Origin of the sequence: Prochlorococcus marinus str. MIT 9302 (genome assembly GCF_000759975.1) — a bacterium.
GTDB lineage: Bacteria > Cyanobacteriota > Cyanobacteriia > PCC-6307 > Cyanobiaceae > Prochlorococcus_A > Prochlorococcus_A marinus_M.
Genome location: NZ_JNAM01000005.1, coordinates 49,746 through 64,925 on the forward strand (window position 1 = coordinate 49,746; position 15,180 = coordinate 64,925).

Annotated in this window: 24 protein-coding genes; 11 read left to right on the top strand and 13 right to left on the bottom strand. The window is 29.5% G+C overall.

What is annotated here, in order from left to right; translation table 11 throughout:
* The first annotated feature begins 95 nt into the window (after nt 1-95).
* The 5 genes from pstS (at nt 96) to EU96_RS10165 (ending at nt 4,370) form a co-directional block, all read left to right on the top strand.
* The gene (gene pstS / locus EU96_RS07320; RefSeq protein ID WP_032525990.1) at nt 96-1,067 is read left to right on the top strand and encodes a phosphate ABC transporter substrate-binding protein PstS; all 972 of its coding nucleotides are present in this window, start codon (nt 96-98) and stop codon (nt 1,065-1,067) included.
* A 105-nt stretch (nt 1,068-1,172) separates the two neighbouring features.
* Nucleotides 1,173-2,120: a phosphate ABC transporter permease subunit PstC gene (gene pstC / locus EU96_RS07315; protein WP_032525992.1), complete on the top strand. Its 948-nt coding sequence runs from the start codon at nt 1,173-1,175 to the stop codon at nt 2,118-2,120.
* A 6-nt stretch (nt 2,121-2,126) separates the two neighbouring features.
* The gene (pstA, locus tag EU96_RS07310; protein ID WP_032525994.1) at nt 2,127-3,020 is read left to right on the top strand and encodes a phosphate ABC transporter permease PstA; all 894 of its coding nucleotides are present in this window, start codon (nt 2,127-2,129) and stop codon (nt 3,018-3,020) included.
* Nucleotides 3,021-3,830, top strand: coding sequence for a phosphate ABC transporter ATP-binding protein PstB (gene pstB, locus EU96_RS07305; RefSeq protein ID WP_032525996.1), 810 nt, complete (start codon nt 3,021-3,023; stop codon nt 3,828-3,830).
* 393 nt (nt 3,831-4,223) lie between these two features.
* On the top strand, nt 4,224-4,370 hold the full coding sequence (locus EU96_RS10165; RefSeq protein WP_002808068.1) for a hypothetical protein: 147 nt from the start codon (nt 4,224-4,226) through the stop codon (nt 4,368-4,370).
* A gap of 186 nt (nt 4,371-4,556) precedes the next feature.
* Here EU96_RS10165 and EU96_RS07300 read toward each other — a convergent pair whose 3' ends face one another.
* The 4 genes from EU96_RS07300 to EU96_RS07285 form a co-directional block, all read right to left on the bottom strand.
* A complete protein-coding gene (locus EU96_RS07300; protein WP_032525998.1) occupies nt 4,557-4,859 on the bottom strand; it encodes a hypothetical protein in 303 nt (100 codons plus the stop codon).
* A 681-nt stretch (nt 4,860-5,540) separates the two neighbouring features.
* Nucleotides 5,541-5,822 (bottom strand): translation initiation factor IF-2 N-terminal domain-containing protein, encoded by a 282-nt coding sequence (locus EU96_RS07295; RefSeq protein WP_241434553.1) that lies wholly within the window; start codon nt 5,820-5,822, stop codon nt 5,541-5,543.
* A 100-nt stretch (nt 5,823-5,922) separates the two neighbouring features.
* Nucleotides 5,923-7,242 (bottom strand): DUF2130 domain-containing protein, encoded by a 1,320-nt coding sequence (locus tag EU96_RS07290; RefSeq protein WP_032526001.1) that lies wholly within the window; start codon nt 7,240-7,242, stop codon nt 5,923-5,925.
* 131 nt (nt 7,243-7,373) lie between these two features.
* Nucleotides 7,374-7,742 carry a hypothetical protein gene (locus tag EU96_RS07285; RefSeq protein ID WP_032526003.1) on the bottom strand — a complete coding sequence of 123 codons (369 nt, stop codon included), beginning with the start codon at nt 7,740-7,742 and terminating at the stop codon, nt 7,374-7,376.
* Between the two features lie 224 nt (nt 7,743-7,966).
* Here EU96_RS07285 and EU96_RS07280 point away from each other — a divergent pair, with 224 nt between their 5' ends.
* On the top strand, nt 7,967-8,170 hold the full coding sequence (locus EU96_RS07280) for a hypothetical protein (RefSeq protein WP_032526004.1): 204 nt from the start codon (nt 7,967-7,969) through the stop codon (nt 8,168-8,170).
* A gap of 52 nt (nt 8,171-8,222) precedes the next feature.
* Here EU96_RS07280 and EU96_RS10170 read toward each other — a convergent pair whose 3' ends face one another.
* Entirely contained in the window at nt 8,223-8,396 is a 174-nt protein-coding gene (locus EU96_RS10170) for a hypothetical protein (RefSeq protein ID WP_193741298.1), read from the bottom strand.
* Between the two features lie 137 nt (nt 8,397-8,533).
* Between EU96_RS10170 and EU96_RS0109005 the strand changes: the two genes are divergently transcribed.
* The gene (locus tag EU96_RS0109005; protein WP_032526005.1) at nt 8,534-8,731 is read left to right on the top strand and encodes a hypothetical protein; all 198 of its coding nucleotides are present in this window, start codon (nt 8,534-8,536) and stop codon (nt 8,729-8,731) included.
* 21 nt (nt 8,732-8,752) lie between these two features.
* On the opposite strand, the gene EU96_RS07275 is transcribed toward EU96_RS0109005, so the two are convergent.
* A complete protein-coding gene (locus tag EU96_RS07275; RefSeq protein WP_032526006.1) occupies nt 8,753-8,947 on the bottom strand; it encodes a hypothetical protein in 195 nt (64 codons plus the stop codon).
* A gap of 142 nt (nt 8,948-9,089) precedes the next feature.
* Here EU96_RS07275 and EU96_RS0109010 point away from each other — a divergent pair, with 142 nt between their 5' ends.
* The gene (locus tag EU96_RS0109010) at nt 9,090-9,272 is read left to right on the top strand and encodes a hypothetical protein (RefSeq protein ID WP_032526227.1); all 183 of its coding nucleotides are present in this window, start codon (nt 9,090-9,092) and stop codon (nt 9,270-9,272) included.
* A gap of 309 nt (nt 9,273-9,581) precedes the next feature.
* Here the strand turns inward: EU96_RS0109010 and EU96_RS07270 are convergent, their stop codons facing one another.
* From EU96_RS07270 to EU96_RS07265, 3 genes are all read right to left on the bottom strand, one after another.
* Nucleotides 9,582-9,932 (bottom strand): hypothetical protein, encoded by a 351-nt coding sequence (locus EU96_RS07270; protein ID WP_032526009.1) that lies wholly within the window; start codon nt 9,930-9,932, stop codon nt 9,582-9,584.
* A gap of 41 nt (nt 9,933-9,973) precedes the next feature.
* Complete coding sequence (locus EU96_RS10175) at nt 9,974-10,150, bottom strand: hypothetical protein (protein WP_193741299.1); 177 nt, start codon at nt 10,148-10,150, stop codon at nt 9,974-9,976.
* Nucleotides 10,151-10,231: 81 nt separating this feature from the next.
* Nucleotides 10,232-10,669 (bottom strand): hypothetical protein, encoded by a 438-nt coding sequence (locus EU96_RS07265; RefSeq protein WP_032526011.1) that lies wholly within the window; start codon nt 10,667-10,669, stop codon nt 10,232-10,234.
* 255 nt (nt 10,670-10,924) lie between these two features.
* Between EU96_RS07265 and EU96_RS10520 the strand changes: the two genes are divergently transcribed.
* On the top strand, nt 10,925-11,068 hold the full coding sequence (locus tag EU96_RS10520; protein WP_241434555.1) for a hypothetical protein: 144 nt from the start codon (nt 10,925-10,927) through the stop codon (nt 11,066-11,068).
* Between the two features lie 7 nt (nt 11,069-11,075).
* On the opposite strand, the gene EU96_RS07260 is transcribed toward EU96_RS10520, so the two are convergent.
* The gene (locus tag EU96_RS07260; protein ID WP_032526013.1) at nt 11,076-11,279 is read right to left on the bottom strand and encodes a hypothetical protein; all 204 of its coding nucleotides are present in this window, start codon (nt 11,277-11,279) and stop codon (nt 11,076-11,078) included.
* Nucleotides 11,280-11,318: 39 nt separating this feature from the next.
* Complete coding sequence (locus EU96_RS0109020; RefSeq protein WP_032526015.1) at nt 11,319-11,597, bottom strand: DUF2103 domain-containing protein; 279 nt, start codon at nt 11,595-11,597, stop codon at nt 11,319-11,321.
* Between the two features lie 115 nt (nt 11,598-11,712).
* On the opposite strand from EU96_RS0109020, the gene petN reads away from it, so the two are divergent.
* Entirely contained in the window at nt 11,713-11,814 is a 102-nt protein-coding gene (petN, locus tag EU96_RS0109025; protein WP_011376303.1) for a cytochrome b6-f complex subunit PetN, read from the top strand.
* Between the two features lie 141 nt (nt 11,815-11,955).
* Here petN and psb29 read toward each other — a convergent pair whose 3' ends face one another.
* On the bottom strand, nt 11,956-12,612 hold the full coding sequence (gene psb29, locus EU96_RS07255) for a photosystem II biogenesis protein Psp29 (RefSeq protein WP_032526016.1): 657 nt from the start codon (nt 12,610-12,612) through the stop codon (nt 11,956-11,958).
* Between the two features lie 32 nt (nt 12,613-12,644).
* On the opposite strand from psb29, the gene clpP reads away from it, so the two are divergent.
* Entirely contained in the window at nt 12,645-13,235 is a 591-nt protein-coding gene (gene clpP, locus EU96_RS07250; RefSeq protein WP_275040758.1) for an ATP-dependent Clp endopeptidase proteolytic subunit ClpP, read from the top strand.
* On the opposite strand, the gene ftsH is transcribed toward clpP, so the two are convergent.
* Nucleotides 13,232-15,145 carry an ATP-dependent zinc metalloprotease FtsH gene (ftsH, locus tag EU96_RS07245; RefSeq protein WP_032526018.1) on the bottom strand — a complete coding sequence of 638 codons (1,914 nt, stop codon included), beginning with the start codon at nt 15,143-15,145 and terminating at the stop codon, nt 13,232-13,234. The two genes, clpP and ftsH, sit on opposite strands and share 4 nt — an antisense overlap.
* Nucleotides 15,146-15,180 lie beyond the last annotated feature (35 nt).

The window sequence follows — 15,180 nt, forward strand, 5'->3', positions numbered from 1 at the left end:
ATCAAAATAATTTGATATATAAATCTTTCAATTTTTAAATTTCCTTAATGCTGTAAATTAACTTTATATTTAACAAACTTATTTCTCATTACTCAGTGAGCATTTTCAAAAATACCCTCATTTTCTCTGCTGCAATTTCATTAATACTTTCTCCATCTGCGATGGCATCAAAAAGATTGAGCGGAGCAGGTGCTACATTTCCCTCGAAAATTTATACTAGATGGTTTTTTGATTTAGCTAAATCTGGTGGACCAAGGGTTAATTACCAAGCAGTTGGTTCTGGCTCTGGAAGAAAAGCTTTTATAGACCAAACCGTAAACTTTGGTGCATCAGATGATCCTATGAAAGATTCTGATATAGAGAAAGTTACTAGAGGACTTGTTCAAATACCTATGGTTGGTGGAACTATTGCTTTTGGTTATAACTATGATTGCGATTTGAAACTTACTCAAGAGCAAGCAGTACGAGTTGCAATGGGTATGGTTAAAAACTGGAAAGAATTAGGCTGTAAATCAGGAAAGTTAACTTGGACACATCGTTCTGATGGTTCAGGAACTACTAAGGCTTTCACAAACTCTATGGAAGCATTTTCACCAACATGGACTTTAGGAACTGGTAAATCAGTTAAGTGGCCAGCAGGCGTTGGAGCAAAAGGTAATTCTGGTGTTGCAGGTGTAATTCAAAACACTCCAGGCGCAATTGGTTATGTAAATCAGTCTTATATAAAAGGTAATGTTAAAGCTGCTGCACTTCAAAATCTTTCAGGGGAGTTTCTAAAACCATCTGCAGAAGCAGGAGCTAAGGCTCTTAATGGTATTACTTTAGATGAAAATCTTGCGGGTAAAAATCCTAATCCAACAGCAAAAGGAGCGTACCCTATCGCTTCATTGACATGGATACTTGCTTACGAAAAAGGTAATGGTAGAAACACAAAAGCAATCAAACAAGCCTTTAATACATTGTTAAGTGATGAGTATCAAGATAAGGCTTCATCCCTTGGATTTATCCCCTTAAAAGGGGATATCCTTTTGAAATCAAGAGCTGCCGTTGAAAAAATAGGTAGTTAAAAAATTTAATAGATGTCAAATTATCATGACTTTCATATACCTTTAAGTCCTCTTAAAGTCTTTTACAGCATTTAGTAGTAGATTTATAGAGATATTGTTTTTTTAATGGAAGAGAAATTAACTCTTTTCAAGAATCGTAAAAGATTCGGTATCGAAAAAAATATAGATATTATCTTCAAGAATACTGCCCTAGTCTTGTCTAGTTTCGTAGCAATAATACTTTTAGGAATTATTTTAGTAGTCTTTTTCCAGTCATTTGAATCCTTTTCAAGGTATGGTTTGAAGTTTTTAGTAACCTCTGAATGGAACCCAGTAAAAGATGAATACGGAGCTTTTACTGCAATTTATGGCACATTGGTAACTTCATTTCTTTCGTTATTAATAACTATTCCTTTGGGAGTTGGAACTGCAATATTTATTACTGAGGACTTTGTCCCAAAAGTTTTTAGAGAAATAATAGGTTCTTTTGTTGAATTATTAGCAGCTATTCCATCAGTTGTATTAGGACTCTGGGCAATATTTGTTATGGAACCTTTTTTTAGAGCCTTTTTTGTCTTTTTACATAATTTCTTTGGTTGGATACCTTTATTTAGTACAGAACCTTCAGGCAGGAATTCCTTATTAGCAATATTGATTTTAGTTGTAATGCTTTTGCCAATAGTGACCTCCATTGCAAGAGATTCACTTAATCAAGTTCCTAAAAAGCTTAGAAATGCAGCCTATGGAATTGGAGCAAGTAGATGGAAAACAATATTTTCAGTAATTTTGCCAGCAGCGTTATCAGGAATTATGGCAGGTGTTCTATTGGCTTTAGGTAGGGCAATGGGTGAAACTATGGCTGTCACAATGATTATTGGTAATTCCAATGCATTTAGTTGGTCTCTATTATCTCCTGGATATACCATTTCCTCCATGCTTGCAAATCAGTTTGGTGAGGCTGATGGAAGTCAGGTTTCATCACTTTTCTATGCGGCTTTTGTACTGATGATCCTATCTTTACTGGTTAATATCTTTGCGCAATGGCTAGTTAAGAAATTTAGTCTCAAATATTAGATAATTATGAATTCACTCTATTACCAGAAAAGATTATCAAGAAATATAGGAGATAAATTCTTTACTTCTTTATCAGTAATTTGTGCATTGATAGCAATACTTCCTTTAATTTTTCTAGTGACTTATATCCTTTACAAAGGTGGATCTCAAATCACACCGGAATTATTTACTTTAGAACCAAATCCTCCTGGAGATGATTTAGATGCAGGAGGTATTAATCCTGCATTAGTAGGGACATTAATAATTACTACCATTGCTTCAATTATTGCCATACCAGTAGGTGTTGGCGGTGGGATATATCTAGCGGAATATTCCAGAGGTGGTGCTTTTTCAAGATTTATTAAATTTGGGGTAAATGTTTTAGCTGGAGTCCCCTCAATTATTGCTGGAGTATTTATTTATGCCTTAATTGTTTCTACAAAGATCTTATTTGGAAGTATGTATAGCGGTTTGGCAGGAGGTATGGCGCTTTCAATATTGATGTTGCCTAGTGTGATAAAAACCACTGACGAAGGTTTAAAGTTAGTTCCTAATGAATTAAGATATGCGTCTCTTGGTGTTGGAGCAAGTATGTATACAACCATATTGAAAGTTACATTGCCTTCTGCCTTTAGATCTATTGCTACTGGTGTTGTACTAGGAATTGCAAGGGCTGCAGGCGAAACAGCACCTTTGATCTTTACAGCTTTATTCTCTTACTACTACATAACAGGCTTTGGAGACTTGTTTTATGAGATGGGTTCTTTGGCTGTATTGATATACAACTTTGCTCTTGAACCTTATGATGCACAGAATAAATTAGCCTGGGCAGCTTCCTTTATTCTTGTTTTATCGATACTATCAGTAAATATATTTTCAAGGATATTAGCCGCTTTTACTGAGAAAACTAAGAGGGTATAAATGATCAAAACTAATAAAAAAATAGCAAAGAATATCATTTTATCTCTTGAGAATGTCTCTATTAGCTATGGAACTTTTGAAGCAGTAAGAAATGTTTTTTGTAATTTTAAAAAAGGAGATATAACCTCCCTTATTGGCCCTTCAGGTTGTGGTAAATCAACTGTTCTTAGATCACTAAATAGGATGAACGATTTGATTCCTAATTGTTCACTTAAAGGAACTGTGCTGTTTGATGGAACTAATATTTACGATAAAAGAGTAGATCCAGTTGAAGTGAGACGAAGAATAGGAATGGTTTTTCAACAACCTAATCCTTTTCCTAAATCTATCTATGAAAATATTGCATTTGGGGCAAGAATTAATGGCTTTACGGGAGATATGGATGAATTAGTCGAAAGTTCACTAAGAAAGGCTGCTTTATGGGATGAATGTAAGGATAAATTGAATGATAGTGGTTATTCTTTATCTGGTGGGCAACAACAAAGATTATGTATTGCTCGAACCATCGCAATTGAGCCTGAAATAATTCTAATGGATGAACCATGCTCAGCTTTAGATCCAATCTCTACTTTAAAAATAGAAGAGACGATGCATGATCTTAAAAAGAATTACACAATAATAATCGTGACCCATAATATGCAGCAGGCTTTAAGAGTTAGTGATATGACTGCTTTCTTTAATGCAATTGAATACGAAGATGGTGATGGAGGAAAGGTTGGCTACCTCGCGGAATTTAATTCGACAAAGAAAATTTTTAACTCTCCAAAAGAAAAAATTACGCAGGAATATATATCTGGTAAATTTGGTTGATGTTGAATTTTTACCTTTAAAAGAAAAAAATTTCCCTTTAATACGTCCTAGGGGTAGACAAACAGTATAAATACCTATATAGTTAATTTCGAATTAGCAAGTCAATCCTTGAAAAACTTTCCATTTCTACCTTTCTTGATTTTTGCAGGGGCTCTTATAACAACTGCAACAATAGGTTTGCCTGTATTTACTTCATAATTTTAAAGTAATTCTTTTTGTTTAATCTTATGGTTTCAATAATAAATAAAGAATTAATTGGAAGTCCTCATAAAACATTAATAAAAGGAAATTTATTTGACTTTATGAAAAAAAGAGAGAATATGAATTTGTGTGTGAGTGAAAAATCTGTATTAAAACCATTATTAAACGTGGTCAATTTCTAATTTATTTTTCATGGATAAAACTAAAGAACAGTTAGAAAAACTAAGAGAAGTAGCAGAAGCATCTCTTACAAAAACGGATGAACTTCAGAAAGTTCTTGCTCAAATTGAAGCTTTAATGTCTAGAGAAGAATCACAAACATTATCAAAGAAGAAATAATAAATTAAAAAAATTATTTTTAGGTTTTGTAATTTTAATTACACCTCTTTAATTAATTTGTAGATATTAATTTAGTTAAGCAGAACCCGTTCCAAAGTTTTCTGTTAGGTCTCGAGGTCTTACCTTCTTCTAGTAAAAGACCTCTGCATTTCATATTTTTTTATCTGAATTTTACGCTCTGCATATTTAATTGATAATTTTATAGATTTCTTTCTTACATACATTTACATCGAAATATGCAGTATTTACTTGTTCTAACCCTGTTTTTTCAGTAACTTCAACTTTTGCATTGCATTCGTCTTGTTTAAGAGCCATGTAACTTGGTTTTTTATCGTTTATATCTAATTCAATTAGAGATTCAGTATCTTCTTTATATTGCTCCATTACAAGTGTAAGGGCCTCTATCTCTACGGAAAAATTTTCATTTGCTTTGCTCACAAATGGATTAATCAGCATTGGGAATAAAATCAAGGCTATTAATTTTTTCATATTTATAAATAGGGTTTATTTTTTTTATAACGTGAAATGTATGCTAAGGGAAGGGTCATTAGCTTTTTTGTTTTTCTATTTATTTGTTCTTAAATTAAGAAATTACTGATTAATTGTAAATTAATTGATGAAAATGTTTAACGCGAATTTTAAGTATAAATTTATATATTTAAATAAATAATTTAGTCACATTAGTAAACTTTTTAATTAAAAATTTGCATATTAATAATTTCTTCTTCAGTAAAATTTCCCATTTTTTTAATTGATTTTTATCGGGATATACTCCTGTTAGGTATCCAAATGCAGGAAAATATAAAGTATTTTATTCGTATCGATTGCAAAATATATAAAAGATAATTTATCGACCTTGGTTTTTAAATAGAGTTTTGGATGATAATGTCCACAATTATTCTGATTTTTATTATTTGATATATTTAAAGGTTCATTGATGTAAATGATTTTTTTTTTTTTTTTTATCAAAAAATTTTATATTTTTAAAATTACAACCAATAACATTGTTTCCAAGGAAAATTTCCTTATTAGTTTTTAGAAGTAAAGGAAGCTCTTGTACGTTTGTTTGAAAGCTTTTTCTTATTGAATATTTACTATAGATAAATCCACCAAAATTATTAACTTTTTCTTCTGTGGTTTATTTTCAAATGGGATTAAAAATAAAATTTTTTAAGATTTACGAATAAGTCTGTTTTTAAAATAATTTATCTTTACTTTTTCTTCAATTTGTCTAGAACTGGTTTTGGTACTGACTTTATTTTTATTTAGAGTAACTATTTCATCGGATACGTTTTTACCAGTTTCAAAATAACTCTTAATTTTTTTGAATTCTTCTTCATTTAATCTTTTTGTCGCCCCTTTTGCATTTATTCCAAGTTTCTTACAGGCTAATAATATCTTATTACTTTCGACATTAAGATCTTTAGCAATAGTGAAAATTGGAGTGTTCATAGACATTATTTTTTACTATATAATTTATTATTAATAATATATTTATAAAATAGTAATTTACTTTATTTTAACTAAAATTAATTTCAAAACTTTTTTTATATTAGGCGGCTTCATTTTCGAAATTATTTAAATCATTAAACTTTTTTTTCATGGTTGGGTTATTTTTGGTTAATTTCTTTACCGTTAAATCTTGAGATTTGATGTCAGCGGATAAAAGGTGTTTTTTCGAGAGAATTAAAGCATCCTTAGTTTTTTGTAAATGGTTTATTGATTTATCAATTTCTGAAATCGCATCATTAAATCTATCTTGGGCCAGTGATACATTTTTGCCAACTGCATTCTTAAATTGCTCAAGAGTACTTTCAAAATTAGTTATGTCGTAATTCTCGCGTTTCATTAAATCAATTTGTGATTTATATTTTAAGGTTTCCATAGATGCATTTCTTAGTAGAGAAATAATCGGCAAGAAAAATTGTGGTCTTATGACATACATCTTTGGAAATCTATGTGAAACATCTACTATGCCTGAATTATATAATTCACTATCTGTTTCTAGAAGTGAAACGAGTACTGCGTACTCACAAGATTTTTGTCTTCTATCTTTATCTAATTCTTTTAAAAAATCTTCGTTTTTTCTTTTATTACTTCCATTTAAACTTTCGTTCTTCATTTCAAACATTATGGATACGATTTCAATTTTATTCTCATCAAATTCTCTAAAAATATAGTCACCTTTACTTCCAGAAGTTGCATCATTATCCTTTTCGAAGTATGAGTTTTTAAATGCGGTAGCACGATTAAGGTTAAATTGGGTTTCACAATGGATTTCTAAAGTTTCGCCTACCATCTTTGTCGATAATCTAGATTTCATTTCTCTTAGCTCCTGAATAGTCAGGTCCCTTTCACTAATTTTGCTTTTAAACTTTTCTTCAATTAATTTTTCATTAATTGATTGTTCAAGTTTCATCTTTTCAATAGAAGTTGTTAACAATGAGTTTTCTTTTTCTAGATTAGTAACAGCTTCATTGACTTTGTTTTTTAAAGATAATTCTGAAATTAAAGACTGGTTTTTGATTTCAGACTTTAACTTGTTTAACTCATTATTGAGTGAATTGATTTTATTTGTTGCTTGAGATTTTAAATCATTAAGGGAATTTATTTTCTTCTCTTCAGCTATATTTAATTTAGATTCAAGAGTTTGTATCTCAGTCTCTTTAATACGGTTTTGCTCTATTAGCTGTATTTTTAATTCTCGCTTTAAAATTTCCAAAGCTTTTTTATTATCTTCTTCAGCTAAGAGAAGTCTTTCTTTTATTTGTTTGTTAAATTCCTCGTCTTTTATTTGATGAAGTATTTCTTCAAAGCTGCTTGGATCAATTCGGAAGGTTTTGCCGCATGAGGGACATTTAATGTCTTTCATTTTTTAATTACAAAATTAATATTAGAAAGGATTTAATATTCAAATTATGTAAAAAAGAATATTATTCTTGACTAAGAATAAACAATGATCCAATGTTATGCATTAAAAATAAAATAAATACTCAATGGAAGTTATATTAATCCAGATTCCTTAAGAATATTAATTTTATTTGCTAATTCAATATCTGCAGAAGATATTGCGCGATCTAATGTTTTCTGAGAAGAAACTGTGTAACCACTATCATCAACAAATTCATCTTCAGCCTCATTTAAGTGAATTTTATCATTTTGGAGATCGTTATAATTATCAGATTTGTATCTATTTGACTTTCCGACATTGCTATATCCAAAATTTGCAATTCCTCTGGCATCTAATGCTTCCTCAACTAATATACCAACAACTTTAGATCTACTTATTGATTCGCTTTTGGATATTTCATCAATAATTTCAAGTACTCTTTTTCTGGGTAGATATCCTATTCTTTTAACTTTGTTTTCCATAAATCTTTCGATATGCCGTTATTGTAACACTTCTGTCAAATTGAATTAGATTTGATTAATAGTATTAAGTGTAAAGTTAAGTAATGAAAGAAAGTATAATTTTAATGAACTTTCAAAGAAAGTTATTTCTAAAATAGTGATTAGGTTAGTTATATTCTTTTTCTAATTACTCTTTTAGAATAGGTCAAAATTTTAAAATTTTCTTACTTTAAATTCTAAATCTTATGAAAGATAAACTATATGACAATGCTGACAGCTTTGCAATGTCATTTGATGAGGAATGGAAAACTATTGATTGCGATGATTTACGATTAAAGATAGATAAAGTATTGGAACTTTTATCCAAACACCCTTTTTTAGTATCTAATCCTGAAAATGCAAGAAAAATGGCAGAATTTAGAATATTTTCATTAAAAAAATTTCAATAATTATTTTAGGTTTTTATTTAAATATTTTAGTTTAATCTTGAATACTTAAGATTTACATATTTGGTGAATTAAAAAACCCCTGACTGTATAAAAATATTATTATGCCTATTATCGGACCTATTCCAAATACAAAAAGTACTAATTTTGCAGAATTCTTTGTTTGACCTAATGTTTGATTTTTTATGTTTGATTTAGTTTGAACAGTTGTTGTTTTTTTCTTTTTCATTAATTTTATGATATTACAATGCAACTTTAAAAGATATTGATACGTTATGGAGTTTCAAAAAAAAAAATAATTTAGCTAACTTTATTTATGAATCAAAAAAAGACAATACTGTATAATGTAATGAATAAAAAGGAAATATGAGTGCAACTAAGAGAGAAGAAGTATGTTCTCACCTTAGATACATAAGGTTAGAACTTAGAGAAATGCATCAAATGCTTATCAAAGAAGATTTATTGCCAGATCTTAATGAAGCAAAGGAAGTGCATGCACAGCTCGATGCTCTGTTGGATTTATTATCAGAAAAAAGAGTAAATAAGATAAAAAGCCAATTTTGAAAATTTATTTTAATTGAAAAATTATAAATAATTAGTAGCGGATTCTATTTTTTTGCGATTATCATGCATCTGTTCTAATTTATTGTAAATTTCTTTAATTTGTATTTGTATTAGATCGGTTGAATTTATATTGCTCAAAGCATCCATTGCTGATAAAAGACTTTCCTTAGCCTCTATCAAATGTCTACATTCTTTACTACCTGCTTCGTATGACATAAGAGTTTAAAAAATCAATTATGACAAATATATAAAAAATTGTTCCGTATTGCTTGATACTCTTATCAAATGAAAGCTTTTTATTGTTATTTTCAATACAGATTTGGTAATTATTTTTATTAAAATTAAAAAAAAAATGATAATGCAAGAAAATTCCAAAGACTATGAATTTTGTATTAAAGTCGCTTTAGAAAATGCACAAAAAAGAATTAATCTACTAGACAACTCTGATAAAAAGTGCGTTTTAGAAGAATATAAGGAATGGATTAATGATGGTTTAAATAGGCATACAGTTTTACTACTTAGAGAAGACCCTATTATCTAAAATGATGTAAGACTTATTTTTTAATTATTTGTATTCGAGGTAACCTTAAATAAAAAATAAAGGCTTACTATAAAAGTGATTATTAGTATAATAGTTAATGAAGAAAAATCATACATAACTATATCTAAAAAAATTATTTTAACTATAGCAGTTTTCATTAATTTTTCCTTGAATTCAGATCTCTTTAAAAAGCGAAGAAATGTATTTATTCAAATTTTCTTTTTCTAAAAAAATCTTTTTAGCCTTATAGTTTTTTAATTTCTTAAAAATTAAATTAACAAAGTATTCTGATTTTGGAGACATATAAAGTTATTTTTCTAATAAATATATTTTCTCTTTACCAATTTTATCAGGCTTTGTTATTTTGCACCCCTTATCTTTTTCCATATCACAATCTTTTGTTGCAGGAACAGATTTCCAGGTACAAATTTTTTCTTGGGAATCCTCTTTTAAGATAAGCCAACCATCATCTAAGTATTCTGAGATACCATCCTTGCCGCAGGAAAACTTTATTTCCATTCTTTTCTTTTCTGAATTACTGTTCTCATTAATATTGTCTTCAAAATTATTTATAGGAGATTCTTTATTGATAGCTGAACTACAAGAACTTAAGAAAATTGTAATTAAAAATATTTGTGAAAATTGTTTTATTGTTTTCATTTTTTTATCTTTTGATAATTCTTAGTTATTCAAATTATAGTTTATTTAGATTCTATTAATTTTAATAGTTGATCCATTTTATTCATCAAATTTTTTACTTCATCTGGCTGCGGTAATGTTAATTCTTCGGTCACTTCTAAATGCATTTTCTTTAAGTTTTGCCTTAAATCTTTTAAATGCATTTTTACGTTTTCTTTTTTTTGTTTTATATCAGTCATGGTTTAGAAAATTTAAAATTAATTAAACTTAAAGTTATTATTATAATATTTGGGGGGTTATTAATAGAGAACAATAAAAATTTAGTTTTTTAGATTTTCTATTTCATAGATTTCTTCACCACCATAACAAAAATTTATAGATAACATTTTTATTTCCCTCGTATTAATACCTATTATATTTTTATTTTTAATAATATAATTTTTGGCAATAGCTTCACAATCTAATTTGTTTTTTGCATGTTTAACAACTGGATAAAAATATGACAAAGTAGCAAATACAAACAAAACTGTTATTAATGCTTTTTTATCACTTTTTATCAATTCTTTAATTTTTTTATTGGTTTTTAAAATTTTTATTAGTAACTTATCTGGCAAGCCTATTTGAATAAATAACAACTCTACCCACCATGGAAGATCTTTATCTTTCTTTTTCTTTGAGTTTTCGGAAGTATTCATTTTCATATCTTCATGATTTTGGTTTCTAGCCTCTTTGGGATTACTTCTTTCTTTACTATTCATATCATCGAATAATTTATTTGGAATGTAGAGGTTTTATTTTGATTTGGAAACTATATTTTTATTTTATAAGTTTTAATTTAATTTATCTATGAATTTTAGTATTGTTAATTTGTATTTAAAAAGATTTTAGATGGCAAAAAAAAGAAGGAAATTAAATAAAGATTTCGAGAGGATAATATATTCATCAAAAAAAATGTCGAATTAGTTTTAGCCAAAATCTATGATATCGATGATGAAGATATTCAAAAAGAATATATGGGTGCGTTTAACGGAGTTGTTTACTTATATGATGAATTAAAAGAAGATTATGAACAACAAGGATTTAATGATAATTCAGAAGTACTTCTCACAAACTATAAAAATGCTTTTAATCTTTTCGAATCAGAGTTTGAAATTTAAATTCTAATTACCTTTTATAAGGTATTACAGGTATTTCAATTTGATTTCCTTTTTGTAGATTATATTTTTTCTCTAGCAAATTATTTTTACAAGTTGATGGTCTTTTCTCCTTTTTGCAAATTTTTGTTATTTGGTAATTAGTAAGTGAGTATGATTTATCATCAAATGTGAATAAAGCAAATAAAGCAAATAAAGATAATGCTAATTTCATCGTTTTTCTGCTTGTTTAATTCTAAACCCTTTTATAAAATTACCCAATATTATAAGTATCTATTACTTTTTTTAATTCATCTTTACTTAAGTTTGTAGAAATAAAAACTTCTTGGGCTGTTTTACCCTTTCTTGCTATTGCTTTATACCCATTTATAGTTTTGACGGACAATCTTATTGTCAATTTAGAAGATCTTCCTCTTACTCTCGATATCACAGCAGGAGTAATTGTTTTGATATTTATATTAAGGGCTAACTTTTGCAGTATCGGAATTAGACCTTCGATATTTGTACTATGATTTAATACTAACCTTGCCAATTTAAATTTTTCTTTATTCTATTTAAGATATTTTGTTTCTGAGAAATTAACTTTATCTTAGAAATGATTAAAAAATTTGAAGTTCTGTTATATTTATAATAGTAATTTAAATTAAATGATCTTTCAAATAGGGTGGGCTGCCTTAGCTGCAATTTTTACTTTTTCCATCGCAATGGTCGTTTGGGGTAGAAATGGTGATGGATCCATTGACATATGATTTCATTTTTAACTTATGAAGTCTATTTAAATAAATTCATTATCTTAACATCGTTTGTTTTACTTATATTCATAACATTAGCTGTAATTTACATATCTTATGTATCTTGGAAAGATAAAAAAAGATTGAAAAAATAGTAAACTATTTTTTCTGGTCTTTTTTCTTATCCTTTATTCTTAATTCTTCAATTAATTCTTTTGCTTGTTCCATTTTTGATAGGCTGCTTTTGTAAATTCCAATATCTTTTTCTGCTTTATTAGTAGATAAGCTTAACTCTTCAAAAATATCAGAGATCATCTTATTCATCCCAATTTCATTGTTCTCTTCGAAATCTTGGGAATTTGAAATTACTATATATATTCCTAAGTTCAGTATCCTTGAAGGATAAAGTTTGGAATTGCTTTTTTCTTTTAATAATTTCAATATATCTTTTGATGACTTATCACTAAATTCTTTTTGAGATTTTTGGGAGATTTCTTTTATTGCTTTCGCTTCAAAATTTGTAGAATTGCATAAAGATTCAAAAAGTATATCCAAATGTTTATCGGGTTTGTAGCCTTTCGTTAATTCTCTGAATGTTTCCGTGAGACCAATACAAAAGAGATAATCTTGTTTAAATTCATTTTTATGATTTAAAAGATTGAGTTCGACAAGCATTTCATCAACTATTTTTTTATATAAGCCAGGAATAACGTAAGGGAATTGTTCATGAAATAACTTTTTGCTATCTGAAACAGTCAATTTTTCTTTCAATTTTTTATATGTAAACCTTAATAAGGTTAGCGTATGTTGAATCAATATCGTTAGTATCTAATAAACAGATAAATATTATTATGATCCCATTGGTTTTAGAGGAATCTGGCGGTAGCGAAAGAGTCTTTGATATTTATTCAAGGTTATTAAGAGAGAGAATAATCTTTTTGGGAGAACAAGTTACTAGTGAAACTGCTAACAGAATTGTTGCTCAATTACTATTCCTTGAAGCAGAGGACCCCGAAAAAGATATCTATATGTACATAAATTCACCAGGCGGATCCGTGTACGATGGTCTAGGTATCTTTGACACAATGCAACATGTTAAACCCGATATTCATACAGTTTGCGTTGGTTTGGCGGCTAGTATGGGTGCTTTTTTGTTGGCTGCAGGGACTAAAGGTAAAAGAAGCAGCCTTAGGCATTCCAGAATAATGATTCATCAACCACTTGGAGGAGCCAGAGGTCAAGCCAGCGACATCAGAATTCAGGCAGATGAAATTTTGTTCTTAAAGGAACGTCTTAATACTGAATTATCAGAAAGAACAGGTAAGGATTATGAAACTATTAAAGAGGATACTGATAGAGATTTTTATATGTCTCCGAATGAGGCGGTTGAGTATGGATTAATAGATCTAGTACTAGATAAGAAACCTATTAAAATTTAACTTAATAGTTGAGGTGATCTCTCTTTCTTAGGAATGGTTGTGAATTTAGAAAGAATATTAGTAAATTCGTCACCATCTAATGTTTCTTTTTCTATTAGTAGATCTACAATTTTATCCATGGCTTCTCTATTTTTACTAACTATAGAATAGGTTTCTTTATAACATTCTTTAACCATTACTCTTACACTTTCGTCAATTTGTTTGGAGATTGAATCAGAAATTTCACTTCTAGTCATTAGATCTCTACCCACAAAAACTTCTTGGTTGCCACCCTCTAAAGCTATTGGACCTAAATTACTCATTCCAAATCTAGTTACCATTTGGCGTGCCATAGAAGCAACCTGTTGGAAATCACCTCCTGCACCAGTTGTAATTTCACCTTTTCCAAAAACAACATCCTCCGCAGCTCTTCCACCTAATGCGCCCATTATCCTTGCTTTCAATTGAGCTCTGCTAACAAGGGTTTGTTCATCATCTGGAGTGAACCAAGTTAATCCCTTGGCTTGACCCCTTGGAATGACAGTAACTTTTTGAACAGGATCATGCGCTTTAACTAGTGAACCAATAAGAGCATGACCAACTTCATGGTAAGCAATTAATCTTTTACTTCTTCCGTCTGTTAAAGGAGAACCCTCCATTCCTGCAACAATCCTATCTACGGAGTCATCGATTTCTGAAATACTTATAGAATCTTTCCTTCTCCTTGCAGTTAGGATTGCAGCTTCATTTAGTAGATTTGCTAAATCAGCTCCAGTAAAACCTGGAGTCCTTCTTGCGATGCTTTCTAGTGTTAAGTCCTTTTGAAGTTTCTTATTTCTGGCATGTACTTCGAGTATTGATAACCTTCCTTTGATATCTGGTGCGTCTACAGTAACCTGTCTATCAAATCTACCTGGTCTCATTAGTGCGGAATCTAAAACATCAGGTCTATTAGTAGCTGCAATTATTATTATTCCGCTATTTCCTTCGAATCCATCCATTTCAGTGAGCAATTGATTGAGAGTTTGTTCTCTCTCATCGTTACCTCCTCCAATACCAGCACCTCTTTGTCTTCCTACAGCATCAATTTCATCAATAAAAATTAAACAAGGACTATTTTCTTTGGCTCTTTTAAAAAGGTCTCTTACTCTACTTGCACCCACACCAACAAACATCTCAACAAATTCAGAACCTGATAATGAGAAGAATGGTACACCTGCTTCTCCAGCTATCGCCTTTGCTAAGAGAGTTTTGCCTGTTCCAGGAGGTCCCACTAATAAAACACCTTTAGGAATTCTTGCTCCAACAGAAGTAAATTTCTCTGGTTTTTTTAAAAAAGTGACAACTTCTTGTAAGTCCTGTTTAGCTTCATTAACTCCTGCTACATCTTCAAAAACAACTCCTGTTTCAGCTTCCATTGCAAATCTTGCCTTTGTCTTTCCAAATTGCATTGCTTGACCAGGACCTCCTGGCATACCATTTGATCTCCTAGCTAATAAAATTAAACCTCCAATTAAAATAGCTGGGAAAAGTAAATTACCCAAAATTCCTAATGCAGGCGGGGCCGTTTTGACAGGATGTACATCAAAACTAATCCCCTCATTTTTTAAATTATTTATAAGTTCAGGGGTTAAGCCAGGAAGATCTACACGTAATCTTTGAACTTTATTATCTAAATCTGAATCGATTGTCTCTATAACTGCATTTCTACCGCCTTCAAAAATATCAACTGATGTAACCCTTCCTGATTTAATATAGTCTAAAAATCTACCATAACTAACTCTTGCTACCGCAGAATTTCTTGGCGCTATGGTGGTTCCATTTGATTTAAGTGAATCACCATTGCTAGAGGATAAAAATTGGTAAGAAAGAGCAATTACTAAAACTATAGGTAAAGCCCATAAAATTATTGTTTTAAATTTCTGATTCATAAATTTAATATGAGTTAATTAATAGATTCTAGAAT

Excerpts from the sequence above, each read along its gene's own strand:
- pstC (WP_032525992.1), top strand. The coding sequence starts at position 1,173 with ATGGAAGAGAAATTAACTCTTTTCAAGAATCGTAAAAGATTCGGTATC.
- pstA (WP_032525994.1), top strand. The coding sequence starts at position 2,127 with ATGAATTCACTCTATTACCAGAAAAGATTATCAAGAAATATAGGAGAT.
- pstB (WP_032525996.1), top strand. The coding sequence starts at position 3,021 with ATGATCAAAACTAATAAAAAAATAGCAAAGAATATCATTTTATCTCTT.
- EU96_RS10165 (WP_002808068.1), top strand. The coding sequence starts at position 4,224 with ATGGATAAAACTAAAGAACAGTTAGAAAAACTAAGAGAAGTAGCAGAA.
- EU96_RS07300 (WP_032525998.1), bottom strand. The coding sequence starts at position 4,859 with ATGAAAAAATTAATAGCCTTGATTTTATTCCCAATGCTGATTAATCCA.
- EU96_RS07295 (WP_241434553.1), bottom strand. The coding sequence starts at position 5,822 with ATGAACACTCCAATTTTCACTATTGCTAAAGATCTTAATGTCGAAAGT.
- EU96_RS07290 (WP_032526001.1), bottom strand. The coding sequence starts at position 7,242 with ATGAAAGACATTAAATGTCCCTCATGCGGCAAAACCTTCCGAATTGAT.
- EU96_RS07285 (WP_032526003.1), bottom strand. The coding sequence starts at position 7,742 with ATGGAAAACAAAGTTAAAAGAATAGGATATCTACCCAGAAAAAGAGTA.
- EU96_RS07280 (WP_032526004.1), top strand. The coding sequence starts at position 7,967 with ATGAAAGATAAACTATATGACAATGCTGACAGCTTTGCAATGTCATTT.
- EU96_RS10170 (WP_193741298.1), bottom strand. The coding sequence starts at position 8,396 with ATGAAAAAGAAAAAAACAACAACTGTTCAAACTAAATCAAACATAAAA.
- EU96_RS0109005 (WP_032526005.1), top strand. The coding sequence starts at position 8,534 with ATGAGTGCAACTAAGAGAGAAGAAGTATGTTCTCACCTTAGATACATA.
- EU96_RS07275 (WP_032526006.1), bottom strand. The coding sequence starts at position 8,947 with ATGTCATACGAAGCAGGTAGTAAAGAATGTAGACATTTGATAGAGGCT.
- EU96_RS0109010 (WP_032526227.1), top strand. The coding sequence starts at position 9,090 with ATGCAAGAAAATTCCAAAGACTATGAATTTTGTATTAAAGTCGCTTTA.
- EU96_RS07270 (WP_032526009.1), bottom strand. The coding sequence starts at position 9,932 with ATGAAAACAATAAAACAATTTTCACAAATATTTTTAATTACAATTTTC.
- EU96_RS10175 (WP_193741299.1), bottom strand. The coding sequence starts at position 10,150 with ATGACTGATATAAAACAAAAAAAAGAAAACGTAAAAATGCATTTAAAA.
- EU96_RS07265 (WP_032526011.1), bottom strand. The coding sequence starts at position 10,669 with ATGAATAGTAAAGAAAGAAGTAATCCCAAAGAGGCTAGAAACCAAAAT.
- EU96_RS10520 (WP_241434555.1), top strand. The coding sequence starts at position 10,925 with ATGGGTGCGTTTAACGGAGTTGTTTACTTATATGATGAATTAAAAGAA.
- EU96_RS07260 (WP_032526013.1), bottom strand. The coding sequence starts at position 11,279 with ATGAAATTAGCATTATCTTTATTTGCTTTATTTGCTTTATTCACATTT.
- petN (WP_011376303.1), top strand. The coding sequence starts at position 11,713 with ATGATCTTTCAAATAGGGTGGGCTGCCTTAGCTGCAATTTTTACTTTT.
- ftsH (WP_032526018.1), bottom strand. The coding sequence starts at position 15,145 with ATGAATCAGAAATTTAAAACAATAATTTTATGGGCTTTACCTATAGTT.